The organism is Pedobacter cryoconitis, assembly GCF_014200605.1.
GTDB lineage: Bacteria > Bacteroidota > Bacteroidia > Sphingobacteriales > Sphingobacteriaceae > Pedobacter > Pedobacter cryoconitis_B.
In genome coordinates this window covers 140,463-156,226 of record NZ_JACHCE010000004.1, presented here as the reverse complement: position 1 = coordinate 156,226, position 15,764 = coordinate 140,463, and the positions used below count along the sequence as shown (strand labels likewise).

Sequence of the window (15,764 nt, the reverse complement as noted above, 5' to 3'; positions counted from 1 at the left end):
TTTATAAACTTATAGACAAATAATTAATTTTCATCATTAACCCTTTTTCGAGAATGACAATACAGATCAGATTGTGAATTTTTCCTGTTATTGCTCGTTTTTAGTTCCCCAAATTAAAAATCAAATGAGATTTAAAAAATGTTTACTACTTGCTTTTCTCCTTCCATTAGTTGCTGCGGCACAAAAAGGGAGCACTTCTTACCCCGTAAAGGATCTCCATGTCAAATGGACATTCAAAGAAAACCAGTCCGGCGGTAAAAAACAGTCACTTTCATTACTTACTTTTCTGAACAAGTCGGCACAGAAATTTCCTGCCAGTAACTGGAGCCTGTATTTCAACTCTATGAAAGATATAGAATTGAAAACTTCAGATCAGCTCATTGTTGAACAGGTCAATGGAGACCTTTTCCGGATCAGGCCGGGAAAAGGTTTTAAAGAAATAAATAAGGGTGATTCTGTAGTCCTTAATATCCCTGCCAATGATGAAATTGTCAATTTTGCTGACGCTCCGGGTGGTTTGTACCTTGTTTGGGATAACATGCCAGATAAAGGAATTAAAATTGATCATTATGTAGTTGAAGATGTAGAACGATACATTGAAAATGTCGTTACTCCATTGGATACCTATAATAAGAACAGCAAATTTAGTTCCCTGGAGAAAAACAAACTGATAAAACTTCTGCCTACACCTGTATTTTATGAAGCCCGTTCTGGAAATTTCTCTATCAGTCAGGCTACAGCGATTATTACTGATCCGGATTTTAAAAAAGAGGCCGATTATCTATCAGATGAATTATATAAGCTGTTTAAATTCAAAACTTCTGTCTCTACCGGCACTTCAAAAGATAAGAGTATCAGATTAGTGAAGACCAATTTGCCAGAAAATGAGTATCAGCTGGAGATTACCCCGCAATCTATTACCTTGTCGGCAAGTAATGCAGAAGGGGTCTTTTACGGACTGCAATCTTTGAAATCTTTAATACTGGCCAATAGTCCGGTGAAAAATGAAAAAGCTTTCCTTGTATCGGCCGTATCAATTAAAGATGCACCACGTTTTAAATACAGAGCGCTGATGCTGGATGTAGCACGTAATTTTCATCCAAAAGAAGAAGTATTAAGGATACTGGACCTGATGGCCTTATATAAGCTAAATGTATTCCACTTTCATGTAACTGATGATGAGGCCTGGAGACTGGCGATCCCTGCGCTGCCTGAGTTAACAGAAATCGGAGCAAAAAGAGGGCATACACTCACCAATGAAAAATCTTTGCAGGCCACCTATAGTTCTGGTCCTGATACTACAGAAGTGCTGAATAAAGCTTTTTATACTACCGCAGATTTTGTTGAGATCTTAAAATATGCTGCAAAAAGACATATACAGGTAATTCCGGAGATCGAAACCCCGGGACATGCCAGAGCTGCTATCAAGGCAATGGATACACGCTATAATAGATTCATGGCTAAGGGAATGCGTGCTGAAGCTGAAAAATATCTTTTAAGGGATATCAATGACAAATCCGTTTACAGTTCAGCACAGTACTGGAATGATAATATTGTCTGTGTAGCGCTACCTTCGGTTTATACTTTTCTGGATAAGGTTACTGAAAGTTTACAGGATATGTACCGCGCTGCCGGAGTTCCTTTAACAACGATTCACTTTGGAGGAGATGAAGTTCCGCAGGGTGTCTGGGAAAAATCTCCGCTGTGCCTGGAATTGGTAAAACAGGCAAAAATGAAATCTACTGATGATTTATGGGGTTATTATGTAGGAAAATTGCAAAACATATTAAAACCAAAAGGAATCATTCTTTCTGGCTGGGAAGAGTTCGGAATGATGAAGACTTATTTAGACGGGAACAAGCTGATGGTCCCTAATCCTTTATTTGCTAATGACCCATTACAACTTGATGTCTGGAATAATGTAATTGGCGGTGGAACCGAAGATTTACCTTACCGTTTAGCTAATGGCGGATATAAAGTAGTTTTAACCTGTTCAAGTAATTTCTATCTTGATATGGCCTATAACCGTTCATTAACCGAGGCGGGGCATTACTGGGCGGGTTTTGTGAATATGGAAAAACTTTTCTCTTTCATTCCTTATGACTATTATAAAAATGCAAAGGAAGATAGAAGAGGCCAGGCGATCTCTAAATCTTTATTTGTAGGAAAAGACCGGTTAACTGATTTCGGAAAGTCTAATATTTTAGGTTTAAAGGCTGCTTTATGGACAGAAAAGATCAGAAATACTGAATTGCTTGAATTTATGCTTTTGCCAAGACTGGTAGGTTTTGCTGAGCGGGCATGGGCAAAAGATCCGGCATGGGCACTGGAAAAAGACGAAGCTAAATCAGAACTGGCTTATCAGGACAGTTACGCTGATTTTAAGACAAGGGTTGGTCTGATTGAATTTCCTAAATTAGATGAAGGCGGATGGAATTACCGGATCCCGCCGGTAGGTGTAAAGATTACTGATGGCGAAATATCTGCAAATACTGAATTTCCAGGATTTAATATTTATTATACCACTAATGGAAAAGAGCCATCTGCTAAAGATCATTTGTATACCAAACCAATTAAAGAAAAGGGCCTGATTAAGCTTAAAGCTTATAATGCTAAAGGAAGAGGTGGAAATACAACCTCTATTCAAAACTAAGGGCCCGATCTGGATATTTTAATTTTATTCAATAAGCCGTTTCATCTCTGAATGAAGCGGCTTATTTATTTTAGAACTATTTGTAGTGAATTTCTGTTAAAGCTATATCAGTAAGACGAAAAATTCGTTTATACGTCAATTACATAACTATTATGGAAAAATTAGTGAAAAGTCAGTTAGACTATTTTAATACCAATATTACAAAATCTGTTACTTTCAGGATTGAACAATTAAATAAACTATATAACTTATTAGTTTCTAATGAAAAGTTATTGGAAGAAGCTATTCTTAAGGATTATGGAAAATCTCCTTTTGAAACATTTCAAACTGAATTTGCAGCAGTATATGAGGAAATAAAGATTGCAATAAGAGACCTTGATCAATGGTCTGCTATAAAACCTGTGGCTACTAATTCAAGAAATGAACCAGCTGCCAGTTATCTTATCCCAGAACCATTGGGTGTAAGTCTTGTCATCGGGCCATGGAATTATCCATACCAGCTTTCATTAGCACCAGTTGTTGCTGCTATTGCTGCAGGTTGTACGGTTATTTTAAAACCAAGTGAACTGACTGCAAACTGCAGTGCAGTAATGGCCAGGCTGATCAATGAAAACTTTGAAGCGCAATATTTTTATGTGGTAGAAGGTGGTATAGCAGAAACAACTGCATTATTGGAGCAGAAATTTGATATTATCTTTTTTACCGGAAGTGTACCTGTAGGAAAAATAATTTATCAGGCAGCAGCCAAAAACCTTACTCCGGTTGTACTTGAACTGGGGGGTAAAAGTCCGGTTATTATCATGCCGGACAGTGACCTGGATATATCGGTAAGAAGATTGGTTTGGGCTAAATATCTCAATTCTGGCCAGACCTGTATCTCGCCAGATTATGTGTATGTACATAAAAGTATAGAAGAAGCCTTTTTACAAAAAGTGGCCAAAGAGATAGAAAAAGCTGATTATAAACTGGAGAACGGTAATTTCGTGAACATTATTAATGAAAGAAATACGGAACGTGTTTCGGGGTTGATTAATCCCTCGAAAGTTTATACCGGAGGCAATTACGATGTAGATGCCCGTTTTATTGAGCCAACAGTTTTACACCAGGTGAGCTGGGATGACAAGGTGATGAAAGATGAAATATTCGGGCCAATTATGGCGGTCATGACTTTTGACGATCTGGATGTTGTGATTAAAGAAATAAAAGACCGGCCAAAACCTTTAGCCTTGTACTTATTTACTCAGGATGAAACTATTAAGAAAAAGGTGCTTAGAGAAATTTCTTTTGGTGGTGGTTGTGTAAACGAGGCAATTATGCATATCACTAATGGTAATCTTCCTTTTGGCGGTGTAGGTGCAAGTGGATTGGGAAATTATCATGGAGAAGCGGGGTTCAGGGCATTTTCACATTATAAAGGGGTTCTTGACAAAGCCCTTGTAGAAGATCCTGATATTAAATATTCTCCGCATACCGAAGAAAAACTTCAAAAAATGAAAGCGGCAGCTAAGTAGAAAGAGAATTTATATCGTATATTTAAAGGGCATCAGGAAACAATCCTGATGCCCTTTTTTATAATCCATAATTAAATGAACAGAGCTTACCTTAAACTGATTTTTATTTTATTAGCTGTATTTACTTGTTGTAATGTGGCAAACGCTCAGTTATCATCAGTAAAAATAGATTCCCTGGTAGAAAATGCAATGAAAAAGTTTAATGTGGCTGGCGTTTCAGTTGGGATTGTAAAGGACGGTAAAATCCTCTACAGTAAAGGTTATGGGGTTAAATCAATTGTGACCAAAGAAAAAGTAGATGAAAATACGCAGTTTGCGATTGGTTCGAATAGTAAGGCCTTTACTACAGCAGCTCTTTCCATTTTGGTAGATGAGGGGAAATTATCCTGGACAGATAAAGTCAAAGATCATATTCCGGAATTTAAGATGTATAATGATTATGTAACAGAGAATTTCAATATTCAGGATTTACTAACGCATCGCAGTGGTTTGGGACTTGGTGTCGGAGATCTGATGATTTTTCCCAATGGCAGTGATTTTACGATTAAGGATATATATTCCAGTTTTCAATATTTCCAGCCTAAAACTGCATTCAGAACCAAATTTGACTATGATAACCTTTTATACATTGTGGCCGGAGAAGTCATAGCCAAAGTGAGTGGAATGAGCTGGGAAGAATTTGTTCAAAGCCGTATTCTAAAACCTTTAAGTATGGATCGTAGTTATTCTTCTTTCGCCTCGTTGAAGGACAGAAGTAATCTGGCCATGCCGCATTCAGAAGAAGATGGCAGGCTTAAGCAAATAGAAAGCTTTGGAGATCAGATCAATGGAGCTGCGGGGGGGATTTATTCAAGCTCAAATGATATCTGCAAATGGATGCTGGTACATTTGAATAAGGGTAAATATGGTGAAAAACTGGATAAAAAGCTTTTTTCTGAGGCTAATCATCAGGAAATGTGGACTATCCATACAGTGATGGAGACTAGTAGAAATCCAGTTTACAATTCTCATTTTAGCGGCTATGGCCTGGGTTGGTTTTTGGATGATAAAAAAGGGAGTTTTCATGTTTCACATAGTGGTGGATTACCTGGTATGTTATCATTTACGAATCTGTATCCTGACTTAAATTTAGGAATTATCATCTTAACTAATACAGCAGATGGGGGAGCTTTACTATTTTCTGCAATAGCTAACACCATTGGAGACAGTTATCTGGGCTTAGCAGATAGAAAATGGACAGACGTTATCTATGAACGCACACAGGCCGAGAAATTTGATATAAATGGTGTCTCTAAAGACGTATGGAAAGTAGTCGCTGCTTCCAGTAAACAAAAAATAGATCCTGCCAGCTATGTTGGGATTTATGCAGATAAATGGTTTGGTAAGGTTGAAATCTTTCTAAAGGGAAAGCAGCTTTGGTTTAAGTCGTACCGTTCCCCAAAACTCACAGGACCAATGTCTTTTTATAAAGCAAATGCTTTCGCAATCAAATGGGATTATCAGGACCAGAATGCTGATGCTTTTGCCGTCTTCAGTCTTGATGAAGAGGGGAAAGCACAAAGTATTAAAATGAGGGGGATTTCTCCCAGTATTGATTTTAGCTTTGACTTTCAGGATTTAGATCTGCAAAGACTATAGCAGGACTATTTTCCATTATTTTGCTATTAAGCTGATAATCAAACCCAAAAAACATTATATATTCTATGTATAAATTTTTATTCTTTTTATAAGGAATAAAAATTACTTTTGCGATCTAATTGGATTAAGTCTAAATAAACCAATTGGAAAGGATGATTGGTTTGATCAAAAAAGGTGTTCATGAGTAGGGGTGATTATTTTTGTGTTTATTCAAGTAAAAGACCCTGGGTAGTCTTTACATTCTTGCTGGTGTTTTCTGGTTTACCAGTGCTGTCCCAGCAGAAAAATCCAAAGCCTCAAAAACATAAGACTGTCAGCACGGACACTTTAAAAATAACTCCGGCAGAACTGAAAAAGATTCAGGCAGCATTAAAAAGAAATCAGGAAGAACAGAAAAATGAGTTTGAGCTCAATGAAGTAGTCATTACAGCTTCAGAATCTAAAGGTCTAAGCAGCTCATCTATTATTGACCATAAGGCGATGCAGCATTTGCAGCCCTCAAGTTTTGCAGATCTGCTGGAATTATTACCTGGTGGAAGATCCAAAGATCCTAATCTGACTTCTGCAAACCTGATCAGGCTAAGAGAAGTGGGTATTGCTGATGAAAACTATGACATTTCCTCTTTAGGTACAGCTTTTTATATAGATGGGGCCCCAATTAATACAAGGGCCAATATGCAGTATACTACCGGGTTTGATACGAAATCTGATTTGAACTCTAAACGTAATATAACAGGTAAAGGTGTGGATATGCGTTCACTTTCAACCGATCAGATAGAAAAAGTAGAAGTAGTACGCGGTATTCCATCAGTTCAATATGGAAATCTGACTAGCGGTTTAGTAAAAATAGAACGTAAACAAGGGATAAGTGCATTAGAAGCCAGATTCAAAGCTGATGGTTTTAGTAAATTATTCTATGTGGGCAAAGGTTTTGAGATTCCTGAAAAGAAAATTACCCTTAATGCAGGAATTGACTATTTGAATTCGGTGTCCGATCCAAGAGATCGTTTTGAAAACTATAAACGGTTAAATGCATCGGTCAGACTCCATAAACTTTGGGAAAGCAACTCCTTTAATCTGTCATGGAATAGCAGTCTGGATTATGGAGGTTCTTTTGATAATCAGCGTACAGACCCAGATGCAGGTTATCAATTGGTTGACCGGTATCAGTCATCCAATAACAGAATGGCATTCAATAATAATTTTACTCTTAAATTTAATGAAGTTCAATTGCTTAAATCAATTGATATCTATTCTTCACTGAGCTTGCAGCGTGATAAAATTGATCAGACTAAATGGGTACAGGCGGGTAGTGCACAGATATTACCAATTACAACCGAACAGGGTGCTCACGATGCTCCCTATCTGACACCACAGTACACTGCTCATTTATTAGTAGATGGCAAACCTGTTACCGGTTACCTGAAAGCAATGGCAAATCTTGGTTTTAAAACAGGAGTGGTTAACCATCGCATCTTATTGGGCGCAGAAGGTAATTATAGTAAAAACAATGGTCTGGGACAGGTTTATAATCCTTTATTTCCTCCATCACCAGGAATGACAAGCAGGCCAAGAGCTTATAATGATATTCCTGCAAGTGAGGACCTGTCTTTCTTTGCCGAAGATCAGCTGGATTTTAATATAGGGAGGCACGAATTTAAAATGGCAGCCGGACTACGCAGTATGGCGATGTTCAATTTGCCTGTAAACTATAAATTGAATGGTCAGTTTAATACAGATCCCCGTATCAACGCACAATGGACACTACCTAAAATTGATTTAGGCAGAAAACAGTTGGTTATCGGGTTTGGAGGAGGTTTTGGCTGGCAAACTATGTTTCCTGTTACGGAACAGCTTTATCCTGATTATTACTACAAAGATTTGGTACAGCTCAATTACTATCATAATAACCCGGCCTACAGACGTGCTAACCTGATGACTTATAAAATCCTTCCTGTTAATAAAGACCTTGTTGCAGCAAGGAATAAAAAATGGGAGCTAAGGACTGATATCTCTATAGACGGTAACCGTTTGTCACTAACTTATTTTCAAGAACGGCTAACATCCGGATTCAGAAAAGGATCGGACTTTAAATCACTCGCTTATCAAAAGTATAATACTGCCAATATAGATCCGAATCTGTTAACAGGTCCGCCTGCACTTGAGGCGATGGAATATGAGAATTTAAAAGAATTGATTATTTATAATATACCAGTAAATGGCAGTGCTTTAACAAAAGAAGGTATAGAATATCAGTTTACCTCCAGGCGAATAAAACACATTAATACAAGGATCACCTTAAATGGGGCATGGTTTAAATCTGTTTATGAAAATAGCCTGCCTGTATATAAGTGGATCAAAGAAGACTTGATTATAGATGGAAAGAAGGCACAATATGCAGGTCTTTATCCAGATAATGATGGGTTTATCAGACAGCAGCTAAATACCAACATGATTATAGATACCTATATTCCTAAAATCGGATTTGAATTTTCAACTGCCATTCAGTGTCAATGGTTTTCAAGTAAACAGAATGCACGTAAAAGCGGGACACCAAGTCATTATATAGACGTAAACGGTAATCAGTTTCCGTATACCGAAGCCGATAAAAAAGATAAAGTGCTGCAATGGCTCAATACAGAATATAGTGAAGGTGTGTTCGAAAAAAGCAGTGTTCCAATGAATATGAATGTCAATTTCAAAGCCTCCAGGAATTTTAAAGATAAAATCAGGGTATCCATGTTTGTAAATAGAATCTTCAATTATGCACCTGATTATGTCGTGAAAGGAGTTAAAATCAGACGGTCTGGGTTTAGCAGCCCATATTTTGGGATGGAACTGAATTTTAATATATAATAATTTCAATAAAACAATAGAATGATGAAGAGAAGATTACTTTCCTTATGCCTTGCATTAATTGCTATAACGTTTTTAAATGCATGTAAAAAAGATAAACTCCAGGAACTATCATTAGTTGACCTGACTATTAAACTGGAAAACCCTCCAGGCCTTACTGATATCAAACTTTCTGATCTAAAAGTTACATTTAAAGAGCTGAATAGTGGAAAAGAGAGTACTACGACTAACGTTTCAGATGGACAGGTGAAAATTTCACTGGCAGATGGATCGTATGATATCAATCTTGAAGGTAATATAACCTATCAGTTAGATGGAAAAACTATTACAGGAAAAACAAGGGCTTACCAGTCTGGCGTAATTCTGAAAGGAAAACAGCAAACTCAAACTATGAAACTGTTTTTATATCAGGGAGGATCAGGTTTCGTAATTCAGGAGATCTTTTACACTGGGACAGTAACTCCCGAAGGCAAGCAATATCTGGGTGATAAATATTTCAAAATCTACAACAACTCTGATCAGATCCTTTACGCTGATGGTTTAGTAATCGCTCAGTCCAAATTCTTCACAACCATAAAACAAGACTATAAACCGAATATTATGGCAGATGCCGTAGCTGTAGATGCAGTTATCAAAATTCCTGGTTCTGGCAAAGAACATCCGGTAGCGCCTGGTCAATCCATTGTTATCAGTGAAGATGGCATTAATCATAAAGAATTTAACAGTGCATCTATAGACCTGTCAAAATCTGATTTCGAAATGTATTACGAAGATTCTGACGATGTAGATAACCCTCAGGTCCCTAATATGGAAAACGTATATTCTAAACTGGTTCCTAATAACCGCGGTTATGCAGCTTATGTATTAGCACGTTTTCCTAAAGGTTCAGCAGATTTCCTAAGTAACTATAAATATAATTACAGCTATAATGAAACTTTTGATGGTACTATTTATCCGATAGATGAAAGTGAATATAAAATTCCTAACAGCTGGATAATAGATGCAGTTAATCTAAGTGTACAATCTGAATTTCAGTGGATTGTTACAGATCCGTCATTAGATATGGGCTGGACATTCTGTGGTAAAGTTGCGGGAGATAAATCAAGATATGGAAAGAGTGTAAAACGTAAAGTTTTATCAACTACAGCAGAAGGCAGACAAATCCTGAAGGACACCAATAACTCTACTGTAGATTTTGAAGCGGAGGCAAGACCTTCATTAATGCAATAACAAAAGGATGATACGTTTGTATATCATTTCATTATGTTTTATCATTGGTACAGGAACTGCCTGTGCCAATGATACTACGCGTATAAGCAGGATAGATACCACTGGGCTTAGGGAAAGAATAAGGATAAATAATGCACCTGTATCCCTGTTCACTGATGTTTTTTATAATAGTCCGGCACTTAAATATTTTGCCCGTAACAACTCTCTGACCCAATTAAGCCTGGGATTTAATCAATATAAACAGGACCTATACCAGGTGCAGAAAGGAAGTGGTCAGAAAGTATTTGGTTTTGAGGCAGATGCCTATCAGAAAAACAAAAAAGATGTGGTCTGGGGGAATGCATCTTATCAGAATGGTAAAAGATATCAGGTAAACTGGAATGAAAGTTCAGATCTGCAATTGATTTACCCTTATGTAATGGCTGATACTGTAGGTGGTGACTTGTCATACGAAGAATATGCTTTTAGTGGCGGTTATGCTTTAAAACTTAATCAGACCACATTAGGCATAACTGGTAAATACCGGGCATTAATTGAATACCGGAATATAGATCCGAGGCCCAAAAATGTAACTTCCGATCTGGAAATCTCCATAGGTGTTTCACACCCTGTAAATCGGGCCTATGAAATCGCATTAGGCTTATCTGCCAGAAAATATACACAGGATAACCAGTTGAAGTTTTTTAGTGAGCTGGGTGGGCCGGTTGTATATCACATGGTAGGTATGGGGGTTGCTAATCAACTACTGACGGGTAATAAGCTTAATGCATTTTATGATGGGAGTGGTTCCGGTATACAGGTTCAGCTGATCCCCATGAATAAGAATGGCTTTTTTTCTTCTTTTGCATACAACAGATTCAGCTTTGAAAAGGTGATCAGAGATTTGCAGGCCCTTCCGGTTTCAGATCTGACAGCAACAACAATCAAAGGTGAGTTTGCTTATCTTAAAAATAACGGACAAAACCATTACGGTATAAAAGCAAGTATTTTAAAGGAACAAAGAATAGGGGTAGAGTCCAGATTTGACAACCGGGGCCCGGATAACTATGTGAAAATTTCTTCCGATAAGCGGTACCGGAACGATCGTAGTGATTTAAATCTGGCCTTTATTTACGGACAGCAAAAAAACAAAGACCTTTCATGGACAGTGAATGCAAACCTTGGTTTATTATCTAATGAAACACAATATATTGAGCCAACAAGGAGTATGGAATTCTCAGCTATTCATACCACAATTGATGCACAATTTTCGCTGCCCGCAGGTCAGTCACTTATTCAGGCTGGAGCTGGTTTTACCTTATTAAGAAATACAAAAGGAACTAAATCCTGGCCAGATCTTGTTTCAGCTTCAGCAGCTCAGCAAATGCTGCTGACAAATTTTGCCTATTTAACATCAAACTATAACCAGTTGAATCTCTTTCTGCGCTGGGATAGGCCTATGATCAAAGGAATGGGCGTTTTTCTGAAATCAAACTGGGAACATACCACATTTGATTCATTTCATAAAGGGAATCAATGCATCCTTTCTGCTGGTATTACCTTCTAATTATCAACTTATTATGTTTAGAACATTGACACTTATTTTCTGTTTACTGATTTTTGTAATTACATCTGCCTTTTTAAGCGAAAATGAGGGTGTTGTATTGAGATCTTTATATAGTAAACCTGTAAACCAATGGCCTTCACCAACCATTGACAGCGGTGTCAATTGGGCTGAATTTAGTCCATTAAAACCATTGGACTCTTTGTATTTTGACCTGATGGAACAGCCTAAAGTAAAACTGGGACAGCTCTTGTTCTTTGATCCTTTACTATCTGGATCAAACCAGATATCTTGTAGCAGCTGTCATGACCCTGAAATTTCCTGGGCTGACAAACGTTCGGTAGCTTTAGGAAATGATCACCTGACGGGGAACAGAAACACCCCTTCGCTGCTGAATGTCGCAGCGCGTAAAAGCTTGTTCTGGGATGGCAGAGCTGCTACTTTAGAACAACAGGCAGAAGGACCACTTACTGCACATCATGAAATGAATATGAAAACGAGTCTGCTGGCTAAGAAACTGGGTAAAATCAAAGCTTACAAAGCACTTTTTAAGCAGGCTTATGGCACTGATCAAATCACTTATCCTGAAATATTAGAAGCCTTATCCGAATTTCAGAAAACTATTACAAGCAGAACAAGCCGGTTTGACCGTTTTATGGAAGGTGAATATCAGGCATTAAATGATCAGGAAATTCAGGGACTGCATTTATTCAGGACCAAAGCGAGATGTATGAACTGTCATAATGGAAAGTATCTCACTGATGAAGACTTTCATAATATTGGCCTCACATATTATAAAAGAGAATATGAAGATCTGGGAAGATACCTCATCACCGGAAAACCAGAAGATACAGGAAAGTTCAGAACACCTTCACTACGTGATGTGATGAATACTTCCCCATGGATGCATAATGGTTTGCTCGATAACATGACAGGTATAATCAACCTTTACAATACAGGAATGCATATGATGAATCCCAGTGAAAAGGAAGCAGCAGCCGATCATTTATTCCCCAGGACAGATAAATTGCTTCAGCCCTTAAAATTAACGGATCAGGAGATTAAAGCGATCGTAGCTTTTATGAATGCAGTAACTGCAACTTCATACCATATGCCCAGACCTAAATTACCAGGGTAAATTAAATAGCGTATGAAATTTTCATAAAAAATGCAGATATTCCTGCTATAAGTTAATTTCAATCTAATTTCTATTCATAATGCCTCTTTTATATCATCCATTTTTCCACTTGCTTTTTATTGGTATTATCGCCTTATTTCCAGTTGTAAACCCTATTGGATCTTCATTTATTATCAGCCCGTTCCTTACAGGACTCAGTTCTGCTGAAAAGAGAAAAGCGGTAGGGAAAATTACTTTGTATGCCTTTTCAATTTGTACGGTATCTCTATTTGCGGGACAATGGATACTGGAGTTATTTGGTCTTTCTATTCCGGTTGTTCAATTGGCAGGGGGGATTATGATTTGTAAAATGGGGTGGGAAAATCTCTCTTCCGATAAAAAACAAAATGATATAACTCCCGATCCAGAAGCCAAATTATCAGGATACAGCAATATAGAAGACAAACTTTTTTATCCGATCACTTTTCCTGTAACCACAGGTGCAGGTACGATTTCTGTATTGTTCACACTGAGCGCACACGGTGCCTCATCAGACCGATTGAACTATTTTATGAATACTGCGGCTATTTTATCAGCCATCATTGTCATGTGCATATTGATTTATATTTTTTATCTGAATACAAAAAACATTATCCGTTATCTAAGCTCCAATGCAGAAACGATCTTTAACCGTATTTCTGCATTTCTTATATTCTGTGTAGGCTTACAAATTGCTATTACAGGAATAAAGAGCCTGATGAAAGTATAACTATGATTTATTTTGATCCAAGTCTCTTTTGTTCATCATCAAGCCCGGTAGATCTGTTTCTTGCAGATTTTACAGTCATTTTTCCAAAACGGTAAGTGAAAGTCAGTCTTGCACTTCTTGTGGTTCCAGCTTGTTCAAGATTATATATATTGCCTGGTAATGTACTATATATATAAGCCTTTTGTGAATGAAAGATATCACTTATGCCTAATTTCAGGTTACCGTTTTTATTTGGAAAATTATAACGGAAGCCGGCATCTGTAGTAAATATACTTTTGACTTTGAAAGCCCCTTCAATTTGAGGTGTGCTAAACACAAAGGCTGCATCAGCACTAAACAGATCATTTATTTTAAAATTGTTTTGCAGATAAATATTAGCACTGACCTGTTCAGAGTTCAGGTTAGCCCCATTTAAATCAGGTGACTTAATTTGCTTGAAATATCCAAGTAAATTATTGTTCATGTTCCACCATTTGGTAAGAGTTACCGGGAAATTCAATGTTAATGAAAGCACATTTTCAGAAGCAAGATTTAAAACTGTCTGGTACATTGATTTCTTAGCCTCGTTTTGTAATAATACCTGTGATATTACATCAGAAGTATGACTATAGGCCAAAGCAGCACTATATTTTTGTTTGAACAGGTAGCTCACCTGCAGGTTAGATGAGTATTCAGGTTTTAGATTAGGATTCCCCTGGTTATAAGTATACTGATCGAGAAAAAATATAAAAGGGTTTAAATTCTGATAATTTGGTCTATTGATTTTTCTTGAATAAGAGAAATTTAAATTATTGTCTGCATCAAAATTCTGACTTACCAGTAAGGAAGGGAAAAGATCTGTATATTCTTTTTCAGTCAGCTGATTAGTTGTCACTGAATTCCCTGTTGATTTTGTATGCTCCGCACGCAGCCCCCCCTGTATGGATGTTTTTCCCATGGTGATATTTAGTGTTGCATAAGCTGCACTAACGCTTTCATCATATAGAAACCGGTTACTTTTAGTATCATCAAAAACCCAGCTTCCTTGAATATCATTCTCATAAATATAGTTGTTATCACTTTTTACATTTGCAATTTTAACACCTGCATCTAATTTGAATTTCTTATTTAATGGGAGTACATAATCTGCTTTTATAGCCTTAATATCAATGTTTGAAGCGGTAGAATTTCTATATATCTGACCATTTTTAAAGAAAGTGCCATCTGGAAGAAAAAAACGGTTGATGTAATTTGAGTTATTAGACCCGTCAAATGTAGAATAATCCGCATCTAAACTTATTTCCTGACCTGCAGTATCTATTACTCCTTTATAATTGAGATTATAAGAAAAGTTTTTGCGGTTCGATTTGGTGTAACTTGGTGTTATCAATACTGAATCAGTTACGTCAAAAGATTTTCCAATATTTACATTGCTTAAACTTCCCCCTTTATAATCCGAAATATTACCCTTAACCAAAAAACCAATTGTATGATTTTTGGATAAAAAGAAGTCTGATCCAATTTTAAAATTCTGTGATGCATTAATGGTGGTATCTTTATTTCTTTGTTTGAAATAGAGCGGATTTGTCCCCGGGGTTATACGGTCTATTTTAAGTTCCTGATTATATTCCTGCCTGTTAATTCCATAAGAACCAAATACATTGAAATCCTTTTTACGGTAGTTCAGATTAATAGAATTATTAGTGAGCAGGTGTTTGTTAAAACCACCAGTTAAGGCCACACTGCCATTAAACCCTTCAGCTTTGCTTTTCTTGGTTTTTATATTAATAATACCTCCAGTACTGTTTGCATCGTATTTTGAACCAGGGTTATTAATTATCTCTATGCTTTCTATTTCATTACTCTGCATAGACTTCAGCAGGTTAACAACTTCCGTTGAGCTCAGGTAAGTTTGTTTGCCATCGATAGTAACCAATACATTACTTTTCCCGGCAAGAGATATATTTTCATTGTGGTCTATAGTAACTCCAGGGGCTTTTCTTAAAACTTCAAGTGCTGTTAAGCCAGAAGCCGATGGTGTAGCCTCAATATTAAAGATCAATTTGTCGGCCCTTCTTTCTAAAACCGGTTTCGTAGCTACAATACTAACCTCATTAAGTTTTTTTGAATTCTCCTTTAAAGTTATTGGCGGAACCTGAAAATCCATGGTGCCATTTAAATCAAAAGATGGCGTTTTCACTTTATTATACCCTATGGATGAGGATACAATATAATATTTTCCATTAGCTGTTGTAAAGCTGTATATTCCATTTTGGTCAGTCATGGCAGTAGTTACAAGGATGGAATCTTTAGCTGTATAAAGTAAAATAGTGGCAGCAGGCAATGTTTCTTTACCATCATTTACAATTCCATTGATCTTAGCAGTTTGCTGAGCGTATAAGTTAAGGGGGGAAAGATAAAGTAAAAAAAGGAACGTAGCTGGTAAGATTAGTTTCATGTTGGTTAGA

The 15,764-nt window shown here is 37.0% G+C and carries 9 protein-coding genes; 8 read left to right on the top strand and 1 reads right to left on the bottom strand.

From position 1 onward, the window contains the following. The first annotated feature begins 124 nt into the window (after positions 1–124). From HDE68_RS13915 to HDE68_RS13880, 8 genes are all read left to right on the top strand, one after another. Complete coding sequence (locus HDE68_RS13915; RefSeq protein WP_183882827.1) at positions 125–2,653, top strand: family 20 glycosylhydrolase; 2,529 nt, start codon at positions 125–127, stop codon at positions 2,651–2,653. A gap of 152 nt (positions 2,654–2,805) precedes the next feature. Next, positions 2,806–4,164, top strand: coding sequence for an aldehyde dehydrogenase family protein (locus tag HDE68_RS13910; RefSeq protein ID WP_183882826.1), 1,359 nt, complete (start codon positions 2,806–2,808; stop codon positions 4,162–4,164). Positions 4,165–4,239: 75 nt separating this feature from the next. Beyond that, positions 4,240–5,802, top strand: coding sequence for a serine hydrolase (locus HDE68_RS13905; RefSeq protein WP_183882825.1), 1,563 nt, complete (start codon positions 4,240–4,242; stop codon positions 5,800–5,802). Positions 5,803–5,982: 180 nt separating this feature from the next. After that, positions 5,983–8,658, top strand: a complete 2,676-nt coding sequence (locus HDE68_RS13900) for a TonB-dependent receptor plug domain-containing protein (protein ID WP_183882824.1) — start codon at positions 5,983–5,985, stop codon at positions 8,656–8,658. A 21-nt stretch (positions 8,659–8,679) separates the two neighbouring features. Beyond that, positions 8,680–9,888 (top strand): DUF4876 domain-containing protein, encoded by a 1,209-nt coding sequence (locus tag HDE68_RS13895; protein WP_221300736.1) that lies wholly within the window; start codon positions 8,680–8,682, stop codon positions 9,886–9,888. 7 nt (positions 9,889–9,895) lie between these two features. Then, the gene (locus HDE68_RS13890) at positions 9,896–11,434 is read left to right on the top strand and encodes a DUF6850 family outer membrane beta-barrel protein (protein WP_183882823.1); all 1,539 of its coding nucleotides are present in this window, start codon (positions 9,896–9,898) and stop codon (positions 11,432–11,434) included. Positions 11,435–11,447: 13 nt separating this feature from the next. Next, positions 11,448–12,569 (top strand): cytochrome-c peroxidase, encoded by a 1,122-nt coding sequence (locus HDE68_RS13885; RefSeq protein ID WP_183882822.1) that lies wholly within the window; start codon positions 11,448–11,450, stop codon positions 12,567–12,569. A gap of 79 nt (positions 12,570–12,648) precedes the next feature. Beyond that, on the top strand, positions 12,649–13,317 hold the full coding sequence (locus HDE68_RS13880; RefSeq protein ID WP_183882821.1) for a MarC family protein: 669 nt from the start codon (positions 12,649–12,651) through the stop codon (positions 13,315–13,317). Between the two features lie 7 nt (positions 13,318–13,324). On the opposite strand, the gene HDE68_RS13875 is transcribed toward HDE68_RS13880, so the two are convergent. Continuing rightward, on the bottom strand, positions 13,325–15,754 hold the full coding sequence (locus HDE68_RS13875) for a TonB-dependent receptor domain-containing protein (protein WP_183882820.1): 2,430 nt from the start codon (positions 15,752–15,754) through the stop codon (positions 13,325–13,327). Positions 15,755–15,764: the final 10 nt, after the last annotated feature.

Coding starts and splice junctions, on each gene's coding strand:
- HDE68_RS13905 (WP_183882825.1), top strand. CDS start 4,240: ATGAACAGAGCTTACCTTAAACTGATTTTTATTTTATTAGCTGTATTT.
- HDE68_RS13875 (WP_183882820.1), bottom strand. CDS start 15,754: ATGAAACTAATCTTACCAGCTACGTTCCTTTTTTTACTTTATCTTTCC.
- HDE68_RS13890 (WP_183882823.1), top strand. CDS start 9,896: ATGATACGTTTGTATATCATTTCATTATGTTTTATCATTGGTACAGGA.
- HDE68_RS13895 (WP_221300736.1), top strand. CDS start 8,680: ATGATGAAGAGAAGATTACTTTCCTTATGCCTTGCATTAATTGCTATA.
- HDE68_RS13880 (WP_183882821.1), top strand. CDS start 12,649: ATGCCTCTTTTATATCATCCATTTTTCCACTTGCTTTTTATTGGTATT.
- HDE68_RS13900 (WP_183882824.1), top strand. CDS start 5,983: ATGAGTAGGGGTGATTATTTTTGTGTTTATTCAAGTAAAAGACCCTGG.
- HDE68_RS13915 (WP_183882827.1), top strand. CDS start 125: ATGAGATTTAAAAAATGTTTACTACTTGCTTTTCTCCTTCCATTAGTT.
- HDE68_RS13885 (WP_183882822.1), top strand. CDS start 11,448: ATGTTTAGAACATTGACACTTATTTTCTGTTTACTGATTTTTGTAATT.
- HDE68_RS13910 (WP_183882826.1), top strand. CDS start 2,806: ATGGAAAAATTAGTGAAAAGTCAGTTAGACTATTTTAATACCAATATT.